Below are 24,859 nucleotides of genomic sequence, written 5' to 3'. Positions count from 1 at the left end.
GAGCGAAAGACGCCTACCTTAAGCGATCTATTCGAAGAACACCGCAATTTTGTTAAACATGGTGGGATCGGACTGGTTGCGCGCCACGTTGGTGACGTCCTCCAGCTTGTCGATCTGCGCCATCATCTGCTCCAGACGCTGGTCATCGTTGACCAGTAGCCAGATGCGGCTGTGCTCGCTGCCCTGAATCGGCAAACAGAGAATGCCTTCCACGTTAAACGCCCGGCGGGCAAACAGCCCGCAGACGTGAGTCATGACGCCAGGATGGTTGCGGACGGTGAGTTCCAGAATGACGTTATCATGTTGTTTCTGCATGGCTTATTCTCCCACCATCTCAGTATTTGCCGCACCCGGCGGCACCATCGGATACACTTTTTGTTCAGGGTCGATACGGACGTGGATAAGCGCCGGGCCCGGACGCGAGATCGCCGCCTGCAGCGCCGCGTGGGCATCCTCTTCCGCGTTCAGATCGCAGGTGTGCAGGCCAAAGCCGGCGGCAATCTGCATAAAGTTAATCATCCCCGGATAGGTCGCCGCAAACACGCCCTGCTTGTAGAACAGGCTCTGCTGCTGGTGCACCAGGCCCAGCGCCTCGTTGTTCATCAGGATGATTTTTACGTCTAACTGGTTTTCGGCTGCGGTCGCCATCTCCTGAATGTTCATCATCAGGCTGCCGTCGCCGGAGAAGCAGATGACCTTGCGGTCCGGATTCGCCAGCGCCGCACCCACAGCTGCGGGCAGACCAAAGCCCATGGTTCCCAGACCGCCGGAGGTCAGCCACTGGCGCGGACGGTTCAGCGGGTAGGCCTGCGCGGTCCACATCTGATGCTGGCCCACGTCGGTGGTGATAATCGCGCTGTCGTCCACGCAGGCGGCAACGGCGTTGATCAGGCCATAGTGGCTCAGCGGGTCGCCTTCAGTTGGGATCGCGCCCGGGAACTCGCGCTGCAGATCGGCCACCAGCTGGCGCCAGTCGGCGCGATCGGTCGCCTCGGTTTGCGGGATCAACTGCGCCAGCACTTCGGCTACGTCGCCCTGAATCGCCACGTGCGGCTGCTTGATTTTACCCAGCTCGGCGCGATCGATATCCACGTGAATGATTTTCGCATTCGGACAGAACTGCTCGGTTTTGCCAATCGCCCGGTCATCAAAACGCGCGCCCATAACAATCAGCAAATCCGCCTCTTGCAGGATGTAGTTGGTGCTGCGCGCGCCGTGCATGCCCAACATCCCCAGGGACAGCGGGTGCGCTTTTGGCAGCATGCCGAGCGCCATCAGGGTCATGGTGGTCGGCAGGTTGGCTTTTTCCGCAAACTGGCGGATTTCATCCGCGGCGTTGATCGCCCCGCCGCCCAGATAGAGCACCGGACGTTTGGCGGCGTTAATCATGGCGGCGGCGTCGCGCACGCTCTCCGCGCTAAATGCTGGCGCGGGGGCACGCTCGCCCGGTTCAGGCAGAACGTCGATCTCAATTTCTGCGGTCTGGACATCCTTAGGAATGTCTATCCACACCGGGCCCGGGCGGCCGGACTGCGCAATGCGGAACGCATCGCTGATAACCTGAGGAAGCTCGGCGATGTCGCGAACTAAATAGTTATGTTTGGTGATGGGGATAGAGATGCCGTAGGTATCAACTTCCTGGAACGCATCGGTACCGATCATCGAGGACGGCACCTGGCCGGTAATGCAGATCAGCGGAATGGAGTCGAGGCGCGCGTCGGCGATGGCGGTGACCAGGTTGGTTGCGCCCGGGCCGCTGCAGGCCATACAGACCGCCGGTTTACCCTGCGTGCGCGCCATGCCCTGAGCGATAAAGCCTGCCCCCTGCTCGTGACGCGCCAGCACGTGGCGGATCTGCGTGCTTTGGCTTAACGCATCGTACAGCGGCAGCACCGTGCCGCCGGGGATGCCCGCAACCGTGGTAATGCCCTGTCGCTCCAGCAGATGAACGATCAGCTGCGCGCCGGTAAAACGCGTCTTGGTGGATGTTGTGCCCGAACTTGCCATGCTCCAGTCCTTTTCTTCTGAGCCGACTTTCCGGGGAGGGTCCTAAACGAAAAACCCCGCCCGGTTTGCGCCGGCGGGGTTTTGGATTCGTGTGTTGATCCAGTCCCTACGGCGCATTGCCGACGACCACCACCACACGCACGACGACCACTGCGGCTGGTTGCGCAGTTTTTAGTAGGGTCGAAGTGAAGATGGATGAAGTCATTGGGGACCTGTGTTTGGAATCATTGATTGAATTTATACAAACACAGGTTTTCGGGCGTGACAATGGAAAATTTTTCATCTGCGCAAAAATGCGCCAGGGATCACGTTTCGTTTGTTGGGTTTGCTCTCCGTTTTCACCTCTCAAATTTGCCCGAAACGCTATTAGGTTCAGTCACATATTAATTTCTTATGAAAATCTGAAAATAGCGGCTCGAGGGTATTGCCGCAGGCTTTATGTGGTTATGATTTCTTCGAACCTAAGAACAACTACAAAAATACGAGAGCGTGCCGAGGGATACAGGCTGGTGTTAAGGAAGACAACATGAATAAGTTTTACACAATGCTTTTCGCGGCTTTGCTTTTACTGGCCGGATGCGACCAGCCCGTAAAAACAGAACCAGCACCGCCCGGCGGCGGGGGCGGAACCATTGAAGCCATTAACCACACCAGCTGGGCCATCAACCGCTTCAGTGTTAACGGGCAGTCCGGCCTCGATATTATCGGCCCGTATTCGGGTGGCGGTGGGGGCTGCTGCTTTGGCGTGAGCGGGCCGTGGACGCCCGGAATGACGGTACAGGTTGACTGGGAAACGGGCGTCGCGTTTGCCAGCGATGTGCCTGAAATCCCTGAACCTAAAAGGCCAAATTTAAGTAATTTAAGTGAAGAAGATGCGAATTTAAGAGCTGAGCGGTATGACGAGATGTACCACGAATGGTTCAGCAAAATTAAAGCCATCAGTAAAACACATTCCCGAACGGTTCCGGTCCCCGATTACACCGGCCAGAAAACATGCGGTATCACCGTTCACTTCCTGCCCTGTGAGCAGGTGAAGGTCACTACCAGCTGCGCCGACTATGGCAGCCCTGATTATCCCATCAAAGACCCCGTGCATATGGAGAAGCCGACAGTATGTCCCCAGTGATTGCAGCATGGCGCGCTCTCGTTTTGCTGGCTGCAGCCCTGCTGCTGGCCGGATGCGACCAGCCCGTAAAAACGGAACCAGCCCCGCCCGGCGGCGGGGGCGGAACCATTGAAGCCATTAACCACACCAGCTGGGCCATCAACCGCTTCAGCGTTAACGGGCAGTCCGGTCTCGATATTATCGGCCCGTATTCGGGTGGCGGTGGAGGCTGCTGCTTTGGCGTGAGCGGGCCGTGGGCGCCCGGAATGACGGTGCAGGTTGACTGGGAAACGGGCGTCGCGTTTGCCAGCGATGTGCCGGAGATCCCCGAGCCAGCGAGTCCAGATTTAACAGGTAAAAACAGTGAAGAAAGGTACAAATTAGCACAGGCATATTTCGATAAAAAACAGGAGTGGTATAAGAAATTAAAATCATTTAGTAAGAAGCACTCGCAAAACGCCCCCTTGCCCAATTATACCGGACAAAAAACCTGTGGTATTACCGTTCATTTCCTGCCCTGTGACCAGGTGAAGGTCACCACCAGCTGCGCCGACTATGGCAGCCCGGATTATCCCATCAAAGACCCCGTGCATATGGAGAAGCCGACAGTATGTCCTCAGTGAGTGCAGTATGGCGTACCCGCATTTTGCTGGCCGCAGCCCTGCTGCTGACCGGGTGCGACCAGCCCGTAAAAACGGAACCAGCCCCGCCCGGCGGGGGCGGAACCATTGAAGCCATTAACCACACCAGCTGGGCCATCAACCGCTTCAGCGTTAACGGGCAGTCCGGCATCGATATTATCGGCCCGTATTCGGGTGGCGGTGGGGGCTGCTGCTTTGGCGTGAGCGGGCCGTGGGCGCCCGGAATGACGGTGCAGGTTGACTGGGAAACGGGCGTCGCGTTTGCCAGCGATGTACCGGAGATCCCTGAGCCTGTAAGACCAGATCTTGCAGGCTTGAGCGATGCAGAAGGATACAGGGTAGCCCAAGCATATTTCGATGAAAAACAGAAATGGTATAAGAAAATAGAGTCTTTCAAGCAGCAGCATTCTCAATCGGTGCAAATACCCGATTACACCGGCCAGAAAACCTGCGGCATTACCGTTCACTTCCTGCCCTGTGACCAGGTGAAGGTCACTACCAGCTGCGCCGATTACGGCAGCAGGGATTATCCCGTCAAAGACCCCGTGCATATGGAGAAGCCGAAAGTATGTCCCCAGTGAGTGCAGTATGGCGTACCCGCATTTTGCTGGCCGCAGCCCTGCTGCTGGCCGGATGTGACCAGCCCGTAAAAACGGAACCAGCCCCGCCCGGCGTGGGCGGAACGATTGAAGCCATTAACCATACCAGCTGGGCCATCAACCGCTTCAGCGTGAACGGGCAGTCCGGCCTCGATATTATCGGCCCGTATTCGGGTGGCGGTGGGGGATGCTGCTTTGGCGTGAGCGGGCCGTGGACGCCCGGAATGACGGTGCAGGTTGACTGGGAAACGGGCGTCGCGTTTGCCAGCGATGTGCCTCAAATTCCTCCTCCTGAGCGGCCAAATACTAAAGGAATGGATGAACAGACCTATTACAAAGCATGGCAGGAGTACGCAGATAAACGCCGTGAATGGCGAGCAATAATCAAAAGGTTGAATAAAAAACATACTCAAACCGTTCCGGTCCCCGATTACACCGGCCAGAAAACCTGCGGCATTACCGTTCACTTCCTGCCCTGTGACCAGGTGAAGGTCACCACCAGCTGCGCCGACTACGGCAGCCCGGATTACCCCGTCAAAGACCCCGTGCATATGGAGAAGCCAATAGCATGCCCAAAATAACCCCTGATAAAGTCTGGTTTCCACCGATTTTTCCTGGTGAAGGAAGACTCCCAACCGAAAAATCACACTTTGTGCAAAACTGCAGGAAACAAGACAGTCTGGAAACGACATATCATAACCAGCTTTGCACGGCTGCAAACCGACGCGTCTTACCTCCCTGCTGTAAAACGCTGCATATCAGCCTTTTCTTTGACGGTACGGGCAACAACCTGAATCATGACCTCTATGAGTCGACCCCGCCTCATCCGACCAATATCGCTCGCCTGTTCCGTGCCACCATAGGACAAGGCTATGCAGGGGGCACCGGCGCGCATAACGCAGAGCTGGTCGATCAGGACGGCGTCGCGCACAACCAGTATTACAAATACTATATTCCCGGCGTCGGGACGCCTTTTCCGGAGGTGCTGGATCTCGACTTCAGTGATGCAGGCCTGAAATACGCAGCTTACGGCGAGGAGCGCATCATCTGGGGTCTGCTTCGGCTGGTAGACGCTCTGCGACGTACGCTTGGGCTTGGGAAACTAAGCGATGATGAAAACTGGCACTCCATTCAGGCGATGAACTCCAGCTATTCTCAATCCAACTCTCATGGAGAATACCTGCGCCACACAGAGCTTTTCCGGCTGCTGAACGGGTTGGGGAAAACGCTGGAAATCGCGCTAACGCAGCCAACGCCGGGCACCTCTAAGCTGCTGGGAATCAAACTCTATGTTTACGGTTTCTCTCGCGGAGCGGCCTCCGCCCGGGCCTTTGTTAACTGGCTTAACGCCCTCCTTTCTCCTTCCCGGGAAGGGGCCTTACAACCTTTTTGCCTGGCGACAAAGCAGGGTGAAATTCCGATTAGCATTGAATTTCTGGGCCTGCTGGATACGGTCGCTTCCGTAGGGATTGCCCATATTGCCCCGGTTGCGGAAGGTCATATGGGCTGGGCCGACGGAACGATGGAATTGCCGGACAATGCGCTGATTAAGCGCTGCGTGCATCTGGTTTCGGCTCACGATCAGCGGTTGTGCTTCCCACTCGATTCAATCTGTCGTGCTGACGGGCGGTATCCTGAATATGCCGTAGAGGTGGTTTATCCTGGGATGCACTCTGATATTGGGGGCGGGTATCCACCAGGCGATCAGGGGAAAGCAAATGCTAATGTCGATGATTTCTTATTATCACAGCTTTGTTTAAACGACATATACGCAGCAGCCTTTACTTCAGGTGCCCCATTAAAAGTCCAAAAAGAGTCGCTCCCTGAAGATTTACAAAAAGATTCATGGAGAATTATGCCAGAAGCCCTGGTTGACGAATTTAGTACTGACCCCTTACTAATCCAACGCTTCAACGCCTGGCGCCAGCTCACTCTTGATTTACCTCTTTCCGAAACTGGCATTCCCGACGAACAGGCAACCCACTACTCCCCCGTTCGCGCTCGAGTCAATATCATCGAAGCGCTTGAAAACCAAATCGGCTGGATAACCGCCTGGCGCATCAATCGCTACGCCCAGGAAACATTCCGGAGCCAGCGCTTTTATCACGACGCCGCAGCCAATAATCAAAATCAGGATAACGATCCTGGCAAAAGGGCGGAACGGGAAAGAGAACGCGAAAAATTACAAAAAGATGCAGAAAGAGAGCGAATTAAACAGCTCGGTAGCCACCCGCAGGGTCAGTTTGTGATGCTTAAGACAGGCCCAAAAGACTTTGATGCTTTGCTCGGGCAAACACAGCTTTTACAGGCCGCATTCGAGTTCAAAGAGGACTATCAGGGCGTTTCTCGTACTCAGGCAAAAAGCACAACCTACGCCGTACTCGATTACTTCAAAGGTTTTGTTTTTGCCTTTAACCAGGATGACATTCCCGTTGAGTTTAAAAAGATCAAAGAGGCGGGGAAACAACACCTGGAAACACTGTTTCCACCACAAGGGGAGCAGAGCAATGCCAATGAACCCTCAGGACTAACAAGAGCGCTTTTTGATGACCAAATCCATGATTCCCGCGCCTGGTTTATGCACAGCGCGTTGGGCTCGCGCGAACCCTGGGGCAGTTATTTTATCTACCGTATGATCTATTTCGGCGAAGCGACGAGTAAACAGGTTAAGCCACTCTCCATGCTGGGCTATGTTGCAGGACTGGGTTACCCCATCTCAACGCACGAGGTCCAGTTTCTTATTGAATTGCAAAATATCGGGCAGGGGCCATCTGCCGCCGTCGAACAACGCATTTCTGTCCTTGATGCCAGCACGGGATATCCGCTGGGGGTACTGCAGGATAAAACCCGGCAAATACCCTGCGTTCATTACCCTGCCGCAGCCCTGGCAGAGTGTCAAAAAGCGGAGGAAATGGCCTTTGAACAAAAGAGAGCCGCAATACGGTCTTACGTTGAAAATATGAATTATTCAGACTGACAGAAAACAAAAAACCCCGCCTAAGCGAGGTTTTTATCAGGGTTTTGCGGTTGGTCGCCGCAGAACACACTGTGTTACGTCAACGCAAAAAAGTATACGCGATCGAAGACGAACGCGCAATTCCGGCACGGATTTTGACGTTTTTGAGTATGGATCGCCTTTCGATTTTTGTCCAAAAAATACTGTTCATACATACAGTATTTATCTATACTGAGGGTGTTCGCAGTGAGCGAGGGGGCCGCAGTTCTACCGGCGCAACGAAGTCCTGGCTGAAACGGGTGGTGCCGTCAGTGCCTTAACCCCTGAAGTGAGCACACTGTGTTACGTCAATCCAGGTGCTGGCAACAGGCGGCGGAAAGGTACGCCAGCATCGTGCTCCTTTTAACCAAAAGGAGACGCGTATGAGCGTAGTGGATATGGTGATACTTATCCTCAAACTCATTGTTGCTGTACTGCAACTGCTTGATGCTGTCCTGAAATTCCTTCGGTAATTCAGGTTCAAGTCGCACCTGAGAGGGGCGGGCAACCGCCCCTCTTTAATAACGAGGGAATGCTATGTCGCGTCTGTTAATTGAGCCTCTTACGCCTGATGAGCCGGGGTATATCGCCCTGAAGGCGGAAAGTATTGCACTGAATTTTAACATGCTGCGCAGGCTTGAAGAGAGCTGGCAGCGGGGTGAGAACCGCTTTAACGCGCCGGGCGAAAAGCTGTTAGGTGCGTTTCTTAACGGCAAGCTGGTGGGCGTGTGCGGTCTGAATCGCGATCCGTTCAGCCAGCAGCCGCGCGCTGGACGTATTCGCCATCTCTACGTCAGCGAGAAGTGCCGCGGGCTGGGGATTGGCAAGCAGCTTTTAACCGTCGTGATGGCCGATGCCAGCATCTGGTTTGATTTCCTCAATACCCATGCGCCGGACGCTGCCTACGGGTTTTATCACCGGGCAGGTTTTACGCTGGTCTCGGACGAACCGCGGGTGACGCACCGCCTTTTTTGTGCGGTGTAACCGGCTGGCAGCTTCAGGGCGTGAATGTTACAGTTGAGTGACAATTCATCACCCGATACGCCATGACCATCACCGTATTCTGCATTTTGCTGTTCGCCGCCCTGCTGCATGCCAGCTGGAATGCCATTGTCAAAGCCGGAACGGACAAGCTCTATTCCGCGATTAGCGTCAGCGGCTCCGCCACGCTGATTGCCCTGGTGCTGCTCCCCTTCTCTCCACAGCCCTCTGCCGCAAGCTGGCCGTTTTTGTTAGTCTCCTGCGCCTTACAGGTGGTGTACACCGTGCTGGTGGCAAAGACCTATCAGGTCTCCGATATGAGCCAGACCTATCCGCTGATGCGCGGCACCGCACCGCTGCTGGTGGCGCTGATCAGCGTGCTGGCGCTTGGCGATCGTCTCTCCTGGCTCGCCTGGTCCGGCATTGGGGTAATTTGCCTGTCGATTCTGGCGATGGCGATGAACGGGCGCATGCAGTCGCGCAAGGGGATCTGGCTGGCGCTGCTGAATGCCTGTTTTATCGCCGGGTATACCCTGGTGGACGGCACCGGCGTGCGGCTGTCAGACACCGCGCTGGGCTATACGCTGTGGACCTTCTTTATGAACGGCTTTTGCCTGCTCGGCTGGGCGATGGTCGCGCGTCGACGCGAGGCATCCGGCTACCTGCGTCTGCACTGGAAAAAGGGGCTGCTCGGCGGCGTTGGCACCATGGGCTCGTACGGTCTGGCGCTGTGGGCAATGACGCAGGCACCGCTGGCGGTGGTTGCGGCGCTGCGGGAAACTTCCATACTCTTTGGCGCGCTGATCGCATTTTTGCTTTTAAAAGAAAAGGTTGCGGGCCTGCGCATCGCGGCGGCGCTGGGCATTGCTGGCGGCGCCATTCTGCTGCGCCTGGCGTAAAGCACTGGCAACATTAGTTGCCGTTCTTGTTTACAAATCCTGCCTTTACCGGTTTTTTCATTCACCACAACAATGCTTAAATTGTCATCTCTCTGTGGTAGATTCCTCGCGCATTTATGGGAATGCGCAGTCACTTATTCTTCATTTTTCTCTTTTGGCAAAAGTATTCAGCGACATGAAAAAGCAACGGAACGTTAACTTATTGTTGATGCTGGTGTTACTGGTGGCCGTCGGTCAGATGGCGCAAACCATCTACATTCCGGCGATTGCCGACATGGCAAAGGAATTAAACGTCCGCGAGGGCGCAGTACAGAGCGTAATGGCAGCTTACCTGCTGACCTATGGCGTTTCGCAGCTCTTCTACGGCCCGCTCTCCGACCGCGTAGGGCGTCGCCCGGTGATCCTGGTGGGCATGAGCATTTTCATGGTGGCGACCGTCATTGCGATGACCACCCATAACCTGACCGTATTGATTGCCGCCAGCGCCCTGCAGGGCGTCGGGACCGGCGTCGGCGGGGTGATGGCGCGAACCTTACCGCGCGATATGTATCAGGGTACCCAGCTGCGCCATGCCAACAGCCTGTTGAATATGGGCATTCTGGTCAGCCCGCTGCTGGCCCCGCTGATCGGCGGCCTGCTGGACACCATGTGGTCCTGGCGCGCCTGTTACGCCTTCCTGCTGGTGCTCTGCATGATTGTCACCTTCAGCATGGCGCGCTGGATGCCGGAAACGCGCCCGCAGGACGCGCCGCGCACGAAGCTTATCGCCAGCTATAAAATGCTGTTCGGCAACGGCGCGTTCACCTGCTACCTGCTGATGCTGATTGGCGGCCTGGCGGGTATCGCGGTGTTTGAAGCCTGCTCCGGCGTGCTGCTGGGCGCGGGGCTTGGCCTGAGCAGTATGGTGGTGAGCATTCTGTTTATTCTGCCGATCCCGGCGGCGTTCTTCGGCGCGTGGTTTGCCGGGCGACCAAACAAACGCTTCTCCACCCTGATGTGGCAGTCGGTGATCAGCTGTCTGCTGGCGGGTCTGATGATGTGGATCCCGGGGCTGTTTGGCGTGATGACCGTCTGGACGCTGCTCATCCCGGCGGCGCTATTCTTCTTCGGCGCGGGGATGCTGTTCCCGCTCGCCACCAGCGGCGCGATGGAGCCGTTCCCGTTCCTCGCAGGTACGGCGGGCGCGCTGGTGGGCGGTTTGCAAAACATCGGTTCCGGCGCGCTGGCCTGGCTCTCGGCGATGATGCCGCAGACCGGGCAGGCTAGTCTGGGGTTGCTGATGACGCTGATGGGGCTGCTGATTTTACTGTGCTGGCTGCCGCTGGCGTCGCGTGTCCCGCATCACGAGCAGCCGGTTTAACCGCATGATGGCCCGGCTTCTCGCCGGGCTTTTCACAGACAGGGGCGATCATCGCCTGCAACAACGGCTCTGGCGCAGGCCGCCAGGCGCCCTCTTCCCCGTCGTAAAACTGGAAATCCGCGTTAAGCGCATACGGGATTTTCGCCTTTTGCAGCTCGCAGGCCATAAAGGTAGCGAACGCTATTTGCGAGGCGGTTGGCGTAAAGCGGCTTGATTCTCCCACGCCCCAGCCCCCGACCCAGCTAACGTGCCCGGTTTTTTGCTGCCAGTGCAGCGCGGCATTGATGCGGTTACGGATTGCCGCTTTCTCCGCCGCCGTGCCGGACGTCCACGGGTATTTGCCGCCATTCTTCAGCGGCCCCCACGGGAAAATATGCCACTCCGCCAGCAGATAGTTTTGGCTGTGCGCGGGCAGCTTCAGGCTGGATAACTCCTCCGGCGCGGCACGCAGGCGTGGCGCGATGAAGATCATGCGCTGTGGGTCGATGTCGTGGATCGCTTTGATGGTTTTTTCATAGACGCGGTTTAACGACGCCAGATTGTGGTTAAGCTTGTCGGCGGGCTCATAAATGAGATCAAAACCCAGCAGCGGGTAGCTCTGACCGAAATAGTGCGCCACGGCAATCCACCAGTTGACCGTCTCTTTCTCGTTATCGGCTTTCGGGTCGTTTTTATATTCATCAGCCTGATACGCGACTATCGGGATCACGCCATACTGCTCGCAGGCTTCCACCAGCTTGCGCAGGTGGATCAGCCGCGCTTCCGTCGGCTCATCGGCGACACGGATGCGCACGTGGGTAATGCCTTTAGCCCGAAAATCGCGTACCACCAGCGGGTCGAATTCACGTATGCCGCGCTCGGTGCGCGCCCAGTCCACATCCATCCCGACGCCCAGCTGCTGCGCATAAAGGGCGGCCGTCAGCGGCGGCTCAGCGGCAATGGCCCAGCCGGAAGAGATCAGTAATGCACAGGCAATAAAAGGCTTTAACACGGTTTACCCTGGATAAATCGAAAGCATTACCTGTATTTAGCACGCTTTTTCACATTTGGTGTAGCGCGAAAGCGTAATAATTCTTCAACCTGCCAGTTCTCTCAGCCAGCCGATAAAGGCGTCAATTTTCGGCCACTGACGGCCCGAAAGCGTCGAAATATAGTAGTGCTGATGACATTTCAGGGTCTTGTCACCAAACGGAGCGATGAGTTCGCCCCGTTCAAGCCGTTTTTGCACCAGCCGCTTTCTGCCCATCGCGACGCCGACGTGGTTGATGGCCGCAATGATCGCCAAATCGGAACGATCGAAACCAATGCCCGATGATGGCGGCATATTCGCCGCAAAGTGCTGCGCCCAGCTCAGCCACTCATCCGTACCAGAATCATTGCTCCAGGCCTGACGGTCGTGCAGCAGCGTGCAGTGGCTAAGGTTATCGGGGTTTTTCAGCAGCTCATGCTCGCGGGCATACTGCGGCGAGCAGACGGGCAAAATCTCTTCGTCCATCAGGAAGTGGTGAGACAGATGGTTTGGCGGGGTATCGTCGAAGTAGAGCGCCAGATCGACACCTGTTCGCTGCATATTGACGTAATCATTACCGGTCAGGATGGTGAGCGAAATTGACGGATAGCGGCGGGTAAAGTCGCCCAGCATGGGTACCAGCCAGCACTGGGCGATCGACGGCCGGGAGTAGACCGTCAGCGTGCCGGACAGCGCCTGGTTTTTGATGTCCAGGATCTCCTGATTCAGGGTGTCGAGGGACGATTTTAGCGTCCAGTAAACGCGCTTTCCCTCCTGCGTCAGCTCAACTTTACGGTGCGAACGGACAAACAGCTGAATACCCAGCTCCTCTTCCAGCAGATTAATGCGGTGGCTCACCGCGCTGGGGCTAAGCGACAGTTCCTCCGCCGCCAGCGCGAAGGATTCATGCCGGGCCGCCACTTCAAAGGTGTACATTTTCGACAGTTGCCAGCCGTTGAGCAGCCGGTTTCTGGCTTCATTTGCATCGGTCATCACAATTCTCACGCGTGGTTTCTGCGCTCAGCATACCGTTTAAGGGTGAATTTATGTGAACCTAATGCGAGTTAAGTGCGTTTTTTAGAGCGCAGTCACTCAGTTGATTCAATCTGGCTCACCTGAACGCCAATTTATATCGTTTGTCAGCCCACGCCGCTTTTTCGTCCAATACCCCCAGATGACATAAGGGTGAGGTGAGATATGGGATCTCAGGTCTGGGTTGTGGCAACGCTGCTGGTCAGCATTGTGTTGATTGTTTTAACCATCGTAAAACTGAAGTTTCACCCGTTCCTCGCGCTGCTGCTGGCGAGCTTTTTCGTCGGCGCAATGATGGGAATGAGCCCGCTGGATATGGTAAACGCCATTGAGAGCGGGATTGGCGGCACGCTGGGCTTCCTGGCGGCCGTGATTGGTCTTGGGACCATTCTCGGCAAGATGATGGAGGTTTCCGGCGCGGCAGAGCGCATCGGGATCGCCCTGCAGCGCTGCCGCTGGCTGTCAGCAGACGTGATTATGGTACTGGTCGGCCTGATCTGCGGCATTACGCTGTTCGTGGAAGTGGGCGTGGTCCTGCTGATCCCGCTGGCGTTTTCCATCGCCAAAAAGACCCACACGTCGCTGCTCAAGCTGGCCATTCCGCTCTGTACCGCGCTGATGGCGGTGCACTGCGTGGTGCCGCCGCATCCGGCTGCGCTGTTTGTGACCAATAAATTAGGGGCGGACGTCGGGACGGTGATCGTCTACGGCCTGCTGGTGGGCCTGATGGCCTCTCTGGTCGGCGGCCCGCTGTTCCTGAAACTGCTCGGCAATCGTCTGCCGTTTAAACCGGTTCCGGCGGAATTTTCAGATCTGAAGGTGCGGGAGGAGCATACCCTGCCGTCGCTGGGCGCCACGCTGTTTACGGTGCTGCTGCCGATTGCCCTGATGCTGGTGAAGACCATCGCCGAACTGAATATGGCAAAAGAGGGCACGCTGTATACGCTGCTGGAGTTTATCGGCAACCCGATCACCGCGATGTTTATCGCCGTGTTTGTCGCCTATTACCTGCTGGGGATCCGCCAGCACATGGGCATGGGCGCGATGCTGACCCATACGGAGCACGGCTTTGGCTCTATCGCCAACATTTTGCTGATTATCGGCGCGGGCGGCGCGTTCAACGCCATCCTGAAAACCAGCGGACTGGCGGACTCGCTGGCGCATATTCTCTCGAACCTGCACATGCACCCTATTCTGCTCGCCTGGCTGGTGGCGCTGGTGCTGCATGCCGCCGTTGGCTCCGCGACGGTCGCGATGATGGGCGCCACGGCCATCGTCGCGCCGATGCTGCCGCTCTACCCGAACGTCAGTCCGGAGATCATCACCATTGCCATCGGTTCCGGCGCAATTGGCTGCACGATCGTGACCGATTCCCTCTTCTGGCTGGTGAAGCAGTACTGCGGCGCGACCCTGAATGAGACCTTCAAATACTATACGACGGCGACGTTTATCGCCTCGGTGCTTGCACTTGGCGGCACATTCCTGCTTTCTTTCATTATCTGAGCGCGAAGAGACGTATTATGGAAAACGCAACTATCACCACTTTAACCGCACAGTTTCCTCTTGTTGAGGATCTGATTGCCCTGAAAGAAACCACCTGGCTTAACCCGCGCACCACCACGCTAGCGGAAGGGCTGCCCTATGTCGGGCTGACCAAAGCCGACGTGGACGACGCCCATGCGCGACTCAACCGCTTCGCGCCGTATCTGGCGAAAGCCTTCCCGGAGACGGCGGCAACGGGTGGGATTATTGAATCCGAACTGGTCGCGATCCCGGCAATGCAGGCGCGGCTGGAGAAAGAATCTGCTAAGTCTATTCCCGGCACGCTGCTGCTGAAAAAAGACAGCCATCTGCCGATTTCCGGCTCGATTAAAGCGCGCGGCGGTATCTATGAGGTGCTGACCCACGCGGAAAAACTGGCTCTGGACGCCGGATTACTGAGCGTTGAGGATGACTACAGCATCCTGCTGGAGCCGCGCTTTAAGGACTTCTTCAGCCAGTACAGCATTGCGGTAGGCTCAACCGGCAACCTGGGGATGTCCATCGGTATCATGAGCGCCCGCATCGGCTTTAAGGTGACGGTGCATATGTCCGCCGACGCCCGCGAGTGGAAGAAAGCCAAACTGCGCAGCCACGGCGTCATCGTCGTGGAATATGAGCAGGATTACGGCGTGGCGGTGGAGCAGGGACGCAAAGCGGCAGAAAGCGATCCGAACTGTTTCTTCATTGACGATGAAAACTCCCGCACCCTGTTCCTGGGCTACGCGGTGGCAGGCGAGCGGCTAAAGGCGCAGTTTGCCGCACAGGGCCGCGTGGTGGATGCCGATCATCCGCTGTACGTCTATCTGCCGTGCGGCGTCGGCGGCGGCCCTGGCGGCGTGGCGTTTGGCCTGAAGCTGGCCTTTGGTGACAACGTCCACTGCTTCTTCGCGGAGCCCACGCACTCCCCGTGCATGCTGCTGGGCGTCTACACCGGCCTGCACGACGAGATTGCCGTACAGGACCTGGGCATTGATAACGTAACGGCAGCGGACGGGCTGGCGGTAGGACGCGCGTCTGGCTTCGTGGGCCGCGCCATGGAGCGCCTGCTTGACGGGTTCTATACGCTTTCCGATCAGAGCATGTACGACATGCTCGGCTGGCTGGCGCAGGAGGAAGGCATTCGGCTGGAACCGTCCGCGCTGGCGGGCATGGCCGGACCGCTGCGCGTGCCTTCAGATGCCAGCGTTACCCACCTGGTGTGGGCGACCGGCGGCGGCATGGTGCCGGAAGACGAGATGGCGAAGTATCTGGCGAAAGGGAAGTAATTATGCCGGGTGGCGGCTGCGCCTTACCCGGCCTACGGTTCGCGGCAGTTGTAGGCCCGGTAAGGCGTAGCCGCCACCGGGCTTTATAAGCTCACAATTTGCTGAATGTGAGTCACTGCGAAGAGTAAAGACAGAGACAGCACGGCCAGGGCGATCAGGAACTTATCCCGCACCGCCTTCGGCTGCACAACATCCTCTTTTGCCACGTCCATCAGATTACGACTGCGGGTATAGCGCCATAAAACGATCGCCACCAGCGCCAGCACAACAAGCGAGATCCAGAACGGCACCCCGGTGCGGTGCCAGTTGTGCTTAATCGCCAGGGCAATCAGCGCACCATACCCCAGCAGCGTGCGCAGCCAGGCGAGTGACGTCCGCTCCGGCTGCAGGCCGGGGTCCGCTTCGCGTCGCGCTTTGCGGCTATCCGCCATAGAACACCAGCACCATCACCACACCCGCCACCGCCAGCAAAATCGCGCTGATGATGAGTAACCCGCGCGTATAGGGCAGATCCTGCTTCAAACGCATCGCTTTTTCATTGCGCAGCCAGCGCAGGTAGCCGTAAATCGCCAGCACGCCCGCGAACAGGCACAGCAGCAGCGCCAGCACCTCGCGAATCAGCGGGGTGGCGAAATCAGGCGCGAGCTGGTCGAGCCCCACCCCGGCGGCAAGAAACCCCAGCGCGGTGCGGATCCACGCTAAAAACGTGCGTTCATTAGCCAGCGAGAAGCGGTAGTCCGGCGCTTCGCCGAGGCGGGAAATTTTCATAAAGGTTCCTTGTCGAGCTACGGGCAGGCTTCAGCATAGCGTAAATCGACAAGGACAAGGAGACCGGCATCGGATGATGCCGGTCAGGACGATCAGTGCAGCGCTGGCCAGAAATCCTTGTTGGCCTCGATCAGGTCATCCAGAATCGCTTTCGCGACGGACGCGCTCGGCACGGTTTTCGACAGGGTGATCGCCTGCCAGAGTTTCTGGTACGAGCGCTGCTCCCAGGCATCCACCACCAGTTTTTCCACCGCTACCTGCTGGCTCATCAGCCCTTTCTGGAAGTGCGGAATATCGCCCACCGTGAGCGGCTCCGGTCCGTTATGGCCTACCAGGCAAGGGATCTCCACCATCGCATCGGCATCAAAGTTATGGATGGCCCCGTTGTTTGGCACAATCAGCAGCATGCGTTCCTGGGTATTAAAGGCAATCGCGGTCGCCAGATCGACGATGTACGACGCGTGTTCATCGATTTCCAGATCGCCGGCGGAGGATTTTCCCGCCTCGATAATCGCCCGGCAGGAACTGAACACGTGCTTCTCACGGTGATCCATGACCTCATTGGCGCGGGTGCGTTCCGGGTTGGAATGTGCGACCACGTAGTCCGGGAACAGGTAATACTTCAGGTAGGTGTTCGGCATGGTATCCGGATCCAGCGCCTGCACGTCTTTTGCTTTAGCGAACGTATCTTTCCAGCTCGCCTCGGTGTGAGCATTGTCAGAAGGCGGAACATAGCCGTTTTTCGCCACGTATTCGCGCAGCTTCGGCATCAGATCGTTGCCGTTCAGGTCTTCAATTGACGTCCACCAGCCGAAATGGTTCAGGCCGTAGTAGCGCACGCGCATCTCTTTGCGGTCTTTCAGGCCAACAATCTGTGCCATGCGCCCTTCGATGCCGATCGGCATATCGCAGATATTGAGGATTTTGGCGTTCGGACGCAGGCGGCGCGTGGCTTCCGCGACAATCGCCGCCGGGTTGGAGTAGTTCAGCATCCACGCGTTCGGAGAGTACTGCTCCATGTAATCCACCAGCTCCAGCACGCCGCCGATAGAGCGCATGCCGTAGGCAATCCCGCCCGGGCCGCAGGTTTCCTGGCCCAGCACGCCGTGGCGCAGCGGGATTTTTTCATCTTTTTCGCGCATCGGGTATTTGCCCACGCGGATATGCGCCATCACGAAATCGACATCGCTAAAGGCCGCTTTCGGATCGGTGGTGTAGCTGAATTCAATCTCCGGCGCCTGCTCCTTAAGGATGATTTTGCACGCTTCGGCGATGGTCTCCTGACGCGCGCCGTCGTTGTCATAGAACTTCAGCGCGCGCAGCGGGAAACGGTCACGGTTGGCTAACAGCATCAGGACGATACCAGGCGTAAAGGTGCTGCCGCCGCCTGCAATGACAACTGAGAATTTTTTCATGATATAGCCTCTGTCAGGGTGGTTTGTTCATTCGTTAAGGGGGTTTTCATCAGCGATTCCAGCTGGTCGCGCACCTGAGGAACGTGCAGGCCGACAATCACCTGAATGCCGTTGCCGCGTCGCACCACGCCGTGGGCGCCGAGGGCTTTGAAGACGTCATCGCTTTGCGTTTTCGCCATATCGACCAGGGCGATGCGCAGGCGGGTGGCGCAGTTGTTGATGCTTTCGATGTTGGCCGCGCCGCCGAGCGCCTGCAGGAATCCGGCGGCCTGCCCGACCTGCTGGCTGGCCGCGGCCGGGGCGGTGGTTTGCCCGCGCGCCGCCTTATAGTCGGCCTTGCTGTAGAGCTTGATTTCGCTCTCCTCCCGGCCCGGGGTTTTCAGGTTCAGACGTGCAATCAGCGTTTTGAAAACCACGAAGTAAATTCCGGTGAAGCAGACGCCAATGCCGATCTGGGTAAAGACCGTCGCGGCGTGGTTATGGAACATCGGGATCCAGTTTTGCGGCAGGAACTGGTCCAGCAGGCCGCCGCCCATGTTCCCGACCACGCCGAAGGTGTACATCACCGTCGCCATGGTCGCCGCCAGCACGGCGTGAACGGCAAACAGCAGTGGCGAGATAAACAGGAAGGTGAATTCGAGCGGTTCGGTAATGCCCACCAGCACCGCGGTAAGCGTGGCCGGGACCAGCAGCCCCGCGACCTTGACGCGGTTTTCCGGCGACGCGGTGTACCAGATCGCCAGCGCAATCCCGACCGAGCCGAACACTTTTGAGTTACCGTGCAGGGCGAAGCCGCCTTCCGGGAAGAGGGTTTTCAGCGGCAGGGTGCTCTGGCTGAATTCCTGCAGATGCTGCGCCCAGTAGACCTGAATCCCCCCTTCCACCGCCGCCGGGCCGAAGATGAACGGACCGTAGACGAAGTGGTGCAATCCGGTTGGGATCAGAATGCGTTCCAGGAAGGTATAAACCCACACGCCCAGCGCCCCGGCAGAGCGCAGGAACGCCTGCAGAGACTCAATGCCCATCTGCACTTTCGGCCAGCCCAGCAGCGTCAGCCAGGCGCAGGGGATCATGACGAAGAACGCGAGGATAACGACAAACGAGCTGCCCTGGAAAATCCCCAGAAACACCGGCAGCGGCTTGTCAAAATAGCGGTTATGGATGGCGGTGACGATGCCTGAAATCACGATTGCACCGATGATGCTGGTATCGAGCGTTTTGATGCCGGCAATCATCGCCAGCCCGCTACCGGCCGTCGGTTCGGCGGAGAAGTCGACGCCAAAGAAGTGGCCCCAGGTCATCCCCATCGCGTTGATGAAGTAGTTCCAGGTCAGGAAGCTAATCAGCACCGCCAGACAGGCACGGCCCTGGGCCTGCTTCGCCAGGCCAATCGGCAGGCCGACGGCAAAAATCAGCGGCATATTGCGGAACACCGCCCAGCCGCCCTCTTCAATGATGTGAACAATCTGCGCGAAAAGATGATCGGGGGCCGTTAAGGCTTCGCCGACAAACAGCGGGTTGCGAAGCATGATGGCGATTCCCACCACGATCCCGGCGAACGGAAACAGCAACACCGGGGTAAACATGGCACCGCCAAAACGTTGTATTTGACTGAGCATTTTTAAATCCTCATGAAACAACCTGTAGGGGTAGAGGCCTTTATGGTTTTTTGCTGGCCTGAGGTGAGCATAAGAACTTACTGATGCGCGAACATGGCGTGCCGCTGCGATTCGTGATCGCATTCATGGTTTTATTTTGACCAATCAGGTCTACTTTTTGCGGTAAATATGGACATGTCAGGACGCCATCCACGCCCTGATAAGGGCAGAGAGGTCTACTGGTGATCTACAAATCCATTGCTGACAGATTGCGGCTGCGGCTGAATTCGTCGGACTACAATATCGGCAGTCCGCTGCCGGGCGAGAAAGCGCTGGCGCAGGAGTTCGGAGTGGCGCGAATGACCATCCGCAAGGCGCTGGATCTGCTGGTGAGCTGGGGGCTGGTTGAACGGCGGCACGGCAGCGGCACGTTTGTGTCACGCAAAGACGTTCACCACGAAACCACCAACCTGACCGGGCTGGTGGAAGTGCTGCGTCAGCAGGGAAAAGAGGTGCAGAGCAAGGTGCTGCAGTTCGAAGTGATGCCCGCCCCGCCCGCCATCGCCAGCCAGCTGCGAATTCAGGTGGATGAGCGGATCTACTTTTCCCGACGGGTGCGCTACGTGGACGGAAAGCCGCTGATGCTGGAGGACAGTTTTATGCCGGTGAAGCTGTTTCGCAATCTGTCGCTGGCGCATCTTGAAGGGTCAAAGTTTGATTACATCGAGAAGGAGTGCGGGATCACCATCAGCGGCAACTACGAGAGCCTGACGCCGGTGCTGGCCGATAAGCAGCTGGCGGGTTATATGAACCTGCCGGAACAGACGCCGCTGCTGCGTATCACCTCCCTTTCCTACAGCGACAGCGGCGAGTTCCTCAATTATTCCGTGATGTTCCGAAATACCAGTGATTACCAGGTGGACTACCATCTGCGGCGCATCCACCCGGACGACCTGCTAGCCCATCCCCCAGAACAGCACCGCCAGTAGCTGCGGCGTAATGATGCGCAGGAACATCACCAGCGGGTAGACGGTGGCATAGGAGAGTGCAGCCGCGCCGCTGGTAGTGTGCAGGTTGTTGGCAAAGGCCAGCGCGGGCGGATCGGTCATGGAGCCCGCCAGCATGCCGCACAGCGTCAGGTAGTTCATTTTGGCGAACATCCGCGCCAGTATGCCCACCGTCAGCAACGGAATCGCCGTGATAAAGATGCCGTAGCCGACCCAGCTCATCCCTTCGCCCTTGATCAGCGTATCGACGAAATCCCCGCCGGACTTCAGCCCGACCACCGCCAGGAACAGCACGATGCCCAGCTCGCGCAGCGCCAGGTTGGCGCTCGGCGGCATAAACCAGTAGAGCTTACCGATGCAGCCGATACGCCCGAGGATCAGCGCCATAATCAGCGGCCCGCCCGCCAGGCCAAGCTTGAGCGCCACCGGGAAGCCCGGCACGTACAGTGGGATGGAGCCGAGCAGCACGCCAAGCCCAATACCGATGAACACCGGCAACATCTGCACCTGCTGCAGCTTCTGCTGGGCGTTACCCACCATATCCGCCACGGCGTCGATGGACGACGGGCGACCCACCAGGTTGAGAATATCCCCGAACTGCAGGCTGGCCTCGGGGCTGGCGACCAGCTCGACACCCGCACGGTTGAGGCGGGAGATCACCACGTCATAGCGCTCTTTTACCTGCAGATCGCGTATTTTTTTACCCAGTACGTGCTCGTTAGTCACCACAACGCGTTCCACCCGCATATCGGTGCCGCGCGTGGAGAGCGAGGTATCCACTTCCTGACCAATCACCAGCCGCGCGTTGTTCAAATCCCCAGGCTGGCCAACCAGGTGCAGCAGATCGCCTTGCTGAATGATGGTGCCGGGCGCGGGCACCATCAGCATATCGTCGCGCTTAAGGCGGGAGCAGATAATATTGGCGCTGTTCAGGATCGGCACGTCCTGAATCGCCATATTGTTCAGGTTGGGGTTATCAACCCGAATGTTGATGGTTTTGATCGGCATATGGCCGTTGGTAAGCGTGGTTTCGTGGTCCTTTGCCTCTTTATCGACGTTAATGCGAAACAGGACGCGGACCAGCCACATGGAGAGCAGAATGCCGCAAATGCCAAACGGATAGGCCATGGCGTAGCTCATCCCCATCTGGTCGACGATGCCGGGTTCGATGCCCAAATCGCGCAGGATTTGCTGCCCGGCACCGAGCGCGGGCGTGTTGGTGACCGCCCCGGAGAAAATGCCCAGCACTACGGGCAGCGGGATAGCAAAGATTTTATGCAGAATGGCGGTGACCAGCCCGCCCATCACCACAATGCCGAGGGCAAATAGGTTGAGCCGTAAGCCGGAAACACGAAGAGAGGCGAAAAAACCCGGCCCCACCTGAATCCCGATGGTATAAACGAACAGGATCAGGCCGAACTCCTGAGTAAAGTGGAGCATTTCGGCGCTCAGCACCAGCCCGAGCTGGTCGGCAAAGTGGCCGACAAAAATGCCGCCAAACAGCACCCCGCCTATCCCAAACCCGACGCCGCGGATTTTGATATTCCCTATCCACAGGCCAACAACAGCGACCAGGGCCAACACGCTGACGGTTAACGCGATATCACTCATGATCCACTTCCTTGGCATAACCTTAGTTATGCTAAGGATTCTCTCAGAGCCGTGGGCGGTTGTATGGGCGATGGCGCACAAAAAAGCCCTGCCGGGGCAGGGCCTTGTGCGGTCTGTGAGCGGTGTCGGGTGGCGGCTGCGCCTTACCCGACCTACAGGTTCGGTGGGATTGTTAACTGTTTAACGCCGGCCGGTCGCTAATGGCGATACGCTGTGGCGCGATGGCTTCCGGTACGTTACGGGTCAGGTCAATATGCAGCAGCCCGTTGGTAAACGTTGCGCCGGAGACGTCCATATGGTCTGCCAGAGTAAAGCTCAGGCTAAACGGCTGATTAACCAGCCCCTGATGCAGCCATTTGGTCTCGGTCTCTTGTTTCTCCGGCGTACCTTTCACGGTCAGACGCGTGCCTTCGAGCTGGATATCCAGATCCTCCTGACGGAAGCCGGCCAGCGCCAGGGTGATGCGATAGTGGTTATCGTCGCTTTTTTCGATGTTGTACGGCGGAAACGTCTGTTGCTCAGCGGTGTTTTGCAGGGCATTAGCCAGTTTGTCAAAACCAATCCACTGACGAAGTAAGGGGGATAAATCATAGTTACGCATACTAAATCTCCTTCTGAGAAGCGAGTTCGGCAAAGTTTAATTTTGTGCGCAGTTGTTCCTGCAAATCCGGATGGATTCGCATATGCTCCCGTTACGGCAAGCAAGTCTGGGTGGGCCGCTCGCGCGACCCGCATAATTAGTTAATTTCGATACGACGCGGTTTTTTCTCTTCCGGAATCACACGTTCCAGTTCGATAAACAGCAGGCCGTTGACCAGGTTCGCGCCTTTCACGTGAATGTTCTCGGCTAACTGGAACTTGCGTTCAAAGTTGCGCTCAGCGATGCCCTGGTAAAGGTAGGTACGTTCTTTCTGCTCGGCCGTATGGGAACCTTTCACCACCAGCAGGTTGTCCTGCGCGGTGATCTCCAGTTCGTTTTCTGCAAAACCGGCGACGGCAATGGCGATGCGGTAGTGGTTTTCATCAACCAGCTCAACATTGTATGGAGGGTAGCCGTTGCTCTGGCTTTGGTTATTTTCTAGATGGTTAAACAGGCGGTCAAAACCAATTGCAGAACGGTATAGCGGAGAAAGATCGAAGTTACGCATAAATAAAACTCCTGAAATCAGCGAGAAAATTAAGCCTTCCACCATGGACAGGCCTTTGCGCCCCCCGAACACCCATCAGGCGAGTTCGTTATCGGGTCGTATTCTTAAAATGGGTCTGCAACCGGGCTTTTCAAGCGCGACGACTGCACTTTTTTTTGCACTTTCCTGCATCTCGCTTAGACTGGGACAACAGCACAAAGGGTTAAATTGCGATGGCTGCCACAGTGCGGGGTTATCGGGCTATCCATTTTGGTTAAGGCTCGTTATAACCCTGAGTTGCAGGTCTATGCAGTGCCATTAACGATGACTGAGTGATGATGAAAAATGTTCTGATAAAGCTGACGACGTTCAGCGGGGTTGTTTTACTTTGCGGGTGTTCGAGCGTGATGTCTCACACCGGCGGTAAAGAAGGAACATATCCGGGGACGCGCGCCAGCGCGGCGATGATCTCCGATGACGATACAAACTGGGGCACCAAATCCCTGGTTATCCTGGATATGCCGTTTACGGCTGTGGCGGATACGCTTTTGCTACCGTGGGATATGTTTCGTAAGGACAACTCCGTGCGCTCACGGGTAGAAAAAAGCGAGCAGGAGAATCTGGCGACAAACGCCGTTATCCCGCCCGCTGACATGCCTCCACGCTAGTTCTGCGCGGTTTCCGTTAACCAAAGTTGACGGAAACCTCCTGTCTCTTCCATCCACGCGATAAAGCGCCCGTCCGGAGAAAACACGACGGCATCAGCAGACGGCGGATTGCCGTGATCGGACGTCAAAAACGTCACCTCTCCAGTCTGCGCGTCACAGCAGGCGATCCGGTTTTCGAGCACAAACCCCAGTCGGTCACCCGCCGGATGCCAGTTAAACGCAGACTGAATACCGCTCGCGGTCTGCGTCAGCTGGCGCGGCTCGCCGCCCTCAGGCGAGATCAGCCACAGCTGCACAATGCCGTTATCGTCGCGCATCAGAAACGCGATCTGCGTTCCCTGCGGGTTGCTGCGAACCCAGTGACGTGGCACGTTCACCAGGCCCGGATAGGCCCTCTGATGCGTAAAGGTCAGACGACGCTGCTTCACCCCAGCAGGCGGAGCTGGCAGGGTCTCTTCGGTGCCCTGCAGCGGCGCATCGCCCGCGCGTTTCCAGCTCTGCTTCTCTTCCGGCAGGTCGACGATAAACAGTTCCGGGACTTTTTCGCCCTGCGCAGAAAGGGTATCGCCGATAAACGCCAGCCTGGTGTTGCCCACCCAGCCCTCTTCATAGGCGCGGTTAATCTCGTCGCTGCCCGGCTGCGGGTTGGGCGTCGTGCGGCTGACCAGCACGCTCCAGTAAGTCCCCGGGTATTCACGAGGATGGTTCCCCTGCGGGTTCACCGGGCCGTAAGGCGCCGCCACGCCGACGTTGCGTAAATCACGTTTAGGGTCGCGCACGTGCAGCACGTGATCGTTATAGGTAAAGCTGACGAGCTGGCCGTTCGGGCTGAAGACATGGACGTGGCTGCCGCCGCGCAGCGCGCCAGGGGTGTACGGCGAAGTGATATCCATCGCGTCCAGGTTGCTCACCTGACCGTGATGCGCAATCACTCCCTGACGATGATGAAAATCGTAGTGCCAGTCTGCATCCGGGTTTTTCGGACCGTGGATGAAGACGTATTTCTCTTGCGCAGGATGAACGGTCACCACGCCAACGTGCGCGCCGTCAGTGGCGCGGTAAACCACGTCTACCTCGCCCGTGCCGACGTTGACCCGCTCGATGGTTTCTCCGGTGAACGATGCACCTGACGGGCGCACGTCATAGACCAGCCACTGGCTGTCCGGCGTCCAGGTATTGATGTTGGTCAGCTGGTGGTTGCGGGAAGCGAAGGTGATTTGTTTCATGAGG

The 24,859-nt window shown here is 57.4% G+C and carries 26 protein-coding genes and 1 other annotated feature; of the genes, 13 read left to right on the top strand and 13 right to left on the bottom strand.

Annotated elements, in window-relative coordinates:
• Nucleotides 1–27: 27 nt before the first annotated feature.
• From ilvN to ivbL, 3 genes are all read right to left on the bottom strand, one after another.
• A complete protein-coding gene (gene ilvN, locus ACMGGU_RS21665; RefSeq protein WP_008500144.1) occupies nt 28–315 on the bottom strand; it encodes an acetolactate synthase small subunit in 288 nt (95 codons plus the stop codon).
• Between the two features lie 3 nt (nt 316–318).
• Complete coding sequence (ilvB, locus tag ACMGGU_RS21660; protein WP_167214796.1) at nt 319–2,007, bottom strand: acetolactate synthase large subunit; 1,689 nt, start codon at nt 2,005–2,007, stop codon at nt 319–321.
• A gap of 106 nt (nt 2,008–2,113) precedes the next feature.
• On the bottom strand, nt 2,114–2,212 hold the full coding sequence (gene ivbL / locus ACMGGU_RS21655; protein ID WP_057979964.1) for an ilvB operon leader peptide IvbL: 99 nt from the start codon (nt 2,210–2,212) through the stop codon (nt 2,114–2,116).
• Between the two features lie 321 nt (nt 2,213–2,533).
• On the opposite strand from ivbL, the gene ACMGGU_RS21650 reads away from it, so the two are divergent.
• From ACMGGU_RS21650 to emrD, 9 genes are all read left to right on the top strand, one after another.
• Nucleotides 2,534–3,133: a DUF3304 domain-containing protein gene (locus ACMGGU_RS21650; RefSeq protein ID WP_420300907.1), complete on the top strand. Its 600-nt coding sequence runs from the start codon at nt 2,534–2,536 to the stop codon at nt 3,131–3,133.
• Nucleotides 3,121–3,735, top strand: coding sequence for a DUF3304 domain-containing protein (locus tag ACMGGU_RS21645; RefSeq protein WP_395299687.1), 615 nt, complete (start codon nt 3,121–3,123; stop codon nt 3,733–3,735). Before ACMGGU_RS21650 ends, ACMGGU_RS21645 begins: the two co-directional genes overlap by 13 nt.
• Nucleotides 3,723–4,334, top strand: coding sequence for a DUF3304 domain-containing protein (locus ACMGGU_RS21640; RefSeq protein ID WP_420300906.1), 612 nt, complete (start codon nt 3,723–3,725; stop codon nt 4,332–4,334). The genes ACMGGU_RS21645 and ACMGGU_RS21640 overlap by 13 nt, the downstream gene beginning before the upstream one ends.
• Nucleotides 4,322–4,933, top strand: a complete 612-nt coding sequence (locus ACMGGU_RS21635) for a DUF3304 domain-containing protein (RefSeq protein WP_045909375.1) — start codon at nt 4,322–4,324, stop codon at nt 4,931–4,933. The genes ACMGGU_RS21640 and ACMGGU_RS21635 overlap by 13 nt, the downstream gene beginning before the upstream one ends.
• Nucleotides 4,921–7,329 (top strand): T6SS phospholipase effector Tle1-like catalytic domain-containing protein, encoded by a 2,409-nt coding sequence (locus ACMGGU_RS21630; RefSeq protein WP_420300905.1) that lies wholly within the window; start codon nt 4,921–4,923, stop codon nt 7,327–7,329. Before ACMGGU_RS21635 ends, ACMGGU_RS21630 begins: the two co-directional genes overlap by 13 nt.
• Before the next feature lie 401 nt (nt 7,330–7,730).
• Nucleotides 7,731–7,820: a type I toxin-antitoxin system toxin TisB gene (gene tisB, locus ACMGGU_RS21625; RefSeq protein ID WP_023309830.1), complete on the top strand. Its 90-nt coding sequence runs from the start codon at nt 7,731–7,733 to the stop codon at nt 7,818–7,820.
• A gap of 64 nt (nt 7,821–7,884) precedes the next feature.
• On the top strand, nt 7,885–8,331 hold the full coding sequence (locus ACMGGU_RS21620; protein WP_420300904.1) for a GNAT family N-acetyltransferase: 447 nt from the start codon (nt 7,885–7,887) through the stop codon (nt 8,329–8,331).
• 62 nt (nt 8,332–8,393) lie between these two features.
• The gene (locus ACMGGU_RS21615) at nt 8,394–9,227 is read left to right on the top strand and encodes an EamA family transporter (protein WP_045909373.1); all 834 of its coding nucleotides are present in this window, start codon (nt 8,394–8,396) and stop codon (nt 9,225–9,227) included.
• 175 nt (nt 9,228–9,402) lie between these two features.
• Nucleotides 9,403–10,587: a multidrug efflux MFS transporter EmrD gene (gene emrD / locus ACMGGU_RS21610; RefSeq protein ID WP_420300903.1), complete on the top strand. Its 1,185-nt coding sequence runs from the start codon at nt 9,403–9,405 to the stop codon at nt 10,585–10,587.
• Here the strand turns inward: emrD and ACMGGU_RS21605 are convergent.
• Nucleotides 10,490–11,578 carry a glycoside hydrolase family 5 protein gene (locus tag ACMGGU_RS21605; RefSeq protein ID WP_262766270.1) on the bottom strand — a complete coding sequence of 363 codons (1,089 nt, stop codon included), beginning with the start codon at nt 11,576–11,578 and terminating at the stop codon, nt 10,490–10,492. The two genes, emrD and ACMGGU_RS21605, sit on opposite strands and share 98 nt — an antisense overlap.
• Nucleotides 11,579–11,662: 84 nt before the next feature.
• Nucleotides 11,663–12,589: a DNA-binding transcriptional regulator DsdC gene (dsdC, locus tag ACMGGU_RS21600; protein WP_420300902.1), complete on the bottom strand. Its 927-nt coding sequence runs from the start codon at nt 12,587–12,589 to the stop codon at nt 11,663–11,665.
• Between the two features lie 204 nt (nt 12,590–12,793).
• Here dsdC and dsdX point away from each other — a divergent pair, with 204 nt between their 5' ends.
• On the top strand, nt 12,794–14,131 hold the full coding sequence (gene dsdX / locus ACMGGU_RS21595) for a D-serine transporter DsdX (RefSeq protein WP_048030330.1): 1,338 nt from the start codon (nt 12,794–12,796) through the stop codon (nt 14,129–14,131).
• Nucleotides 14,132–14,148: 17 nt separating this feature from the next.
• Nucleotides 14,149–15,435, top strand: a complete 1,287-nt coding sequence (gene dsdA, locus ACMGGU_RS21590; protein WP_048030329.1) for a D-serine ammonia-lyase — start codon at nt 14,149–14,151, stop codon at nt 15,433–15,435.
• A gap of 83 nt (nt 15,436–15,518) precedes the next feature.
• On the opposite strand, the gene ACMGGU_RS21585 is transcribed toward dsdA, so the two are convergent.
• The 4 genes from ACMGGU_RS21585 to ACMGGU_RS21570 all read right to left on the bottom strand — a co-directional run bounded on the left by ACMGGU_RS21585 (nt 15,519) and on the right by ACMGGU_RS21570 (nt 19,237).
• Entirely contained in the window at nt 15,519–15,866 is a 348-nt protein-coding gene (locus tag ACMGGU_RS21585; protein ID WP_048030328.1) for a DUF202 domain-containing protein, read from the bottom strand.
• A complete protein-coding gene (locus tag ACMGGU_RS21580) occupies nt 15,856–16,203 on the bottom strand; it encodes a YidH family protein (RefSeq protein WP_024907384.1) in 348 nt (115 codons plus the stop codon). The genes ACMGGU_RS21585 and ACMGGU_RS21580 overlap by 11 nt, the downstream gene beginning before the upstream one ends.
• A gap of 92 nt (nt 16,204–16,295) precedes the next feature.
• On the bottom strand, nt 16,296–17,618 hold the full coding sequence (locus ACMGGU_RS21575) for a 6-phospho-alpha-glucosidase (protein WP_395299683.1): 1,323 nt from the start codon (nt 17,616–17,618) through the stop codon (nt 16,296–16,298).
• Nucleotides 17,615–19,237: an alpha-glucoside-specific PTS transporter subunit IIBC gene (locus ACMGGU_RS21570; protein ID WP_024907386.1), complete on the bottom strand. Its 1,623-nt coding sequence runs from the start codon at nt 19,235–19,237 to the stop codon at nt 17,615–17,617. Before ACMGGU_RS21570 ends, ACMGGU_RS21575 begins: the two co-directional genes overlap by 4 nt.
• A gap of 221 nt (nt 19,238–19,458) precedes the next feature.
• Here ACMGGU_RS21570 and ACMGGU_RS21565 point away from each other — a divergent pair, with 221 nt between their 5' ends.
• On the top strand, nt 19,459–20,205 hold the full coding sequence (locus ACMGGU_RS21565) for a GntR family transcriptional regulator (RefSeq protein ID WP_023618235.1): 747 nt from the start codon (nt 19,459–19,461) through the stop codon (nt 20,203–20,205).
• Here ACMGGU_RS21565 and ACMGGU_RS21560 read toward each other — a convergent pair.
• The 3 genes from ACMGGU_RS21560 to ibpA form a co-directional block, all read right to left on the bottom strand.
• The gene (locus ACMGGU_RS21560) at nt 20,173–21,834 is read right to left on the bottom strand and encodes a putative transporter (protein ID WP_111967621.1); all 1,662 of its coding nucleotides are present in this window, start codon (nt 21,832–21,834) and stop codon (nt 20,173–20,175) included. The two genes, ACMGGU_RS21565 and ACMGGU_RS21560, sit on opposite strands and share 33 nt — an antisense overlap.
• Nucleotides 21,835–22,006: 172 nt before the next feature.
• Entirely contained in the window at nt 22,007–22,435 is a 429-nt protein-coding gene (gene ibpB, locus ACMGGU_RS21555; RefSeq protein WP_008500161.1) for a small heat shock chaperone IbpB, read from the bottom strand.
• A gap of 136 nt (nt 22,436–22,571) precedes the next feature.
• Entirely contained in the window at nt 22,572–22,982 is a 411-nt protein-coding gene (gene ibpA, locus ACMGGU_RS21550; protein ID WP_008500162.1) for a small heat shock chaperone IbpA, read from the bottom strand.
• Nucleotides 22,976–23,047, bottom strand: a sequence feature (ROSE (Repression Of Heat Shock gene Expression) occurs in the 5'-region of heat shock genes and acts as an RNA thermometer to modulate expression.). (Overlaps the previous gene by 7 nt.)
• A gap of 249 nt (nt 23,048–23,296) precedes the next feature.
• Between ibpA and ACMGGU_RS21545 the strand changes: the two genes are divergently transcribed.
• Entirely contained in the window at nt 23,297–23,629 is a 333-nt protein-coding gene (locus ACMGGU_RS21545; RefSeq protein WP_032662055.1) for a YceK/YidQ family lipoprotein, read from the top strand.
• Here ACMGGU_RS21545 and ACMGGU_RS21540 read toward each other — a convergent pair.
• Nucleotides 23,626–24,855 carry a DUF3748 domain-containing protein gene (locus ACMGGU_RS21540; protein WP_420300901.1) on the bottom strand — a complete coding sequence of 410 codons (1,230 nt, stop codon included), beginning with the start codon at nt 24,853–24,855 and terminating at the stop codon, nt 23,626–23,628. The genes ACMGGU_RS21545 and ACMGGU_RS21540 overlap by 4 nt on opposite strands.
• Nucleotides 24,856–24,859 lie beyond the last annotated feature (4 nt).

Origin of the sequence: Enterobacter sp. BNK-8 (genome assembly GCF_048685095.1) — a bacterium.
Classification (GTDB): Bacteria; Pseudomonadota; Gammaproteobacteria; order Enterobacterales; family Enterobacteriaceae; genus Enterobacter; species Enterobacter quasiroggenkampii.
Note: the sequence above shows the minus strand (reverse complement) of the source record. Positions and strands in the feature narration are given on the sequence as shown.

Coding starts and splice junctions, on each gene's coding strand:
- tisB (WP_023309830.1), top strand. CDS start 7,731: ATGAGCGTAGTGGATATGGTGATACTTATCCTCAAACTCATTGTTGCT.
- dsdA (WP_048030329.1), top strand. CDS start 14,149: ATGGAAAACGCAACTATCACCACTTTAACCGCACAGTTTCCTCTTGTT.
- ibpA (WP_008500162.1), bottom strand. CDS start 22,982: ATGCGTAACTTCGATCTTTCTCCGCTATACCGTTCTGCAATTGGTTTT.
- dsdX (WP_048030330.1), top strand. CDS start 12,794: ATGGGATCTCAGGTCTGGGTTGTGGCAACGCTGCTGGTCAGCATTGTG.
- emrD (WP_420300903.1), top strand. CDS start 9,403: ATGAAAAAGCAACGGAACGTTAACTTATTGTTGATGCTGGTGTTACTG.
- ACMGGU_RS21540 (WP_420300901.1), bottom strand. CDS start 24,855: ATGAAACAAATCACCTTCGCTTCCCGCAACCACCAGCTGACCAACATC.
- ACMGGU_RS21645 (WP_395299687.1), top strand. CDS start 3,121: ATGTCCCCAGTGATTGCAGCATGGCGCGCTCTCGTTTTGCTGGCTGCA.
- ACMGGU_RS21560 (WP_111967621.1), bottom strand. CDS start 21,834: ATGAGTGATATCGCGTTAACCGTCAGCGTGTTGGCCCTGGTCGCTGTT.
- ilvB (WP_167214796.1), bottom strand. CDS start 2,007: ATGGCAAGTTCGGGCACAACATCCACCAAGACGCGTTTTACCGGCGCG.
- ACMGGU_RS21635 (WP_045909375.1), top strand. CDS start 4,322: ATGTCCCCAGTGAGTGCAGTATGGCGTACCCGCATTTTGCTGGCCGCA.
- ACMGGU_RS21620 (WP_420300904.1), top strand. CDS start 7,885: ATGTCGCGTCTGTTAATTGAGCCTCTTACGCCTGATGAGCCGGGGTAT.
- ACMGGU_RS21650 (WP_420300907.1), top strand. CDS start 2,534: ATGAATAAGTTTTACACAATGCTTTTCGCGGCTTTGCTTTTACTGGCC.
- ACMGGU_RS21580 (WP_024907384.1), bottom strand. CDS start 16,203: ATGAAAATTTCCCGCCTCGGCGAAGCGCCGGACTACCGCTTCTCGCTG.
- ACMGGU_RS21545 (WP_032662055.1), top strand. CDS start 23,297: ATGATGAAAAATGTTCTGATAAAGCTGACGACGTTCAGCGGGGTTGTT.
- ACMGGU_RS21570 (WP_024907386.1), bottom strand. CDS start 19,237: ATGCTCAGTCAAATACAACGTTTTGGCGGTGCCATGTTTACCCCGGTG.
- ACMGGU_RS21575 (WP_395299683.1), bottom strand. CDS start 17,618: ATGAAAAAATTCTCAGTTGTCATTGCAGGCGGCGGCAGCACCTTTACG.
- ibpB (WP_008500161.1), bottom strand. CDS start 22,435: ATGCGTAACTATGATTTATCCCCCTTACTTCGTCAGTGGATTGGTTTT.
- ilvN (WP_008500144.1), bottom strand. CDS start 315: ATGCAGAAACAACATGATAACGTCATTCTGGAACTCACCGTCCGCAAC.
- ACMGGU_RS21615 (WP_045909373.1), top strand. CDS start 8,394: ATGACCATCACCGTATTCTGCATTTTGCTGTTCGCCGCCCTGCTGCAT.
- ACMGGU_RS21585 (WP_048030328.1), bottom strand. CDS start 15,866: ATGGCGGATAGCCGCAAAGCGCGACGCGAAGCGGACCCCGGCCTGCAG.
- ivbL (WP_057979964.1), bottom strand. CDS start 2,212: ATGACTTCATCCATCTTCACTTCGACCCTACTAAAAACTGCGCAACCA.
- ACMGGU_RS21640 (WP_420300906.1), top strand. CDS start 3,723: ATGTCCTCAGTGAGTGCAGTATGGCGTACCCGCATTTTGCTGGCCGCA.
- dsdC (WP_420300902.1), bottom strand. CDS start 12,589: ATGACCGATGCAAATGAAGCCAGAAACCGGCTGCTCAACGGCTGGCAA.
- ACMGGU_RS21630 (WP_420300905.1), top strand. CDS start 4,921: ATGCCCAAAATAACCCCTGATAAAGTCTGGTTTCCACCGATTTTTCCT.